A 707-nucleotide genomic window follows, 5' to 3' on the forward strand; every position below is an offset into this window, starting at 1 on the left:
GTGGCCGAGAAGGCGGACGGCTGCAGCCGATCGACCCCGATTGCCGAGAAGTGAATGACTTTTCTCACGCCCGCCTGCTCACAGGCGGCAAAGAGTGCCGATGCGCCACCCGCATGCACACCGCCAGTGCTTTCTTGCGCGCTGTCCTGCAGCACACCGGCGCAGTTGACGACCGCGTCGATGCCTATCAGATGCGGGCTCCAGTCCTGCGTCTGCAGCGCCTTTGCCATGTCGAGCAAGACAGGCGGCAAGCCTCTGAAGGGCGCGGCGCCGGCACGATGCAGTACGCGAACGATTTCATATCCATCGGCGGCCAGGCGCGCACAAAGAGAAGCTCCGATCAGACCCGACGCGCCGGTGACGAGGACCCTCACCTGGCACCTGAAAACTGCAGTGACAGTCGCGCCTCATCCTGTCTGCACGCGGAGCCGGACGAAACAGCGGTGTCGCTGCGATCGGGCCGCACGATCGAGCGATTCCGCGCGCCTCGCCGAGGGCAGATGGAAGCGAGCGTCGCGGCGCTGCTGGCGCGTCCGGCCAGAGCTCCGACAGTTTCGAGCAACGATATCGAGCGGAAGCTCGGGTTGATTGTTCCTTTGGTTTCTACCATGGGCGCTGATCCCAAGCTGCCACGGATGTTCCTGCCACCATTCATGGGCAAGGCGAGTTGTTCGCGCAGGAATGACCGCCTCGGACGGTGCAATGCA

2 protein-coding genes are annotated in these 707 nt (G+C 63.9%); one reads left to right on the forward strand and one right to left on the reverse strand.

The features are described 5' to 3' along the window. Positions 1-374 (reverse strand): NAD-dependent epimerase/dehydratase family protein (locus tag EOA22_RS36020; protein WP_127390730.1); only part of this gene is annotated, 374 nt, incomplete at its 3' end. On the opposite strand from EOA22_RS36020, the gene EOA22_RS38395 reads away from it, so the two are divergent. Further along, on the forward strand, positions 279-707 hold a 429-nt coding region (locus EOA22_RS38395; RefSeq protein ID WP_206521547.1), incomplete at its 3' end, for a hypothetical protein. The two genes, EOA22_RS36020 and EOA22_RS38395, sit on opposite strands and share 96 nt — an antisense overlap.

The organism is Mesorhizobium sp. M7A.F.Ca.US.014.04.1.1 (assembly GCF_003998745.1).
GTDB lineage: Bacteria > Pseudomonadota > Alphaproteobacteria > Rhizobiales > Rhizobiaceae > Mesorhizobium > Mesorhizobium ciceri.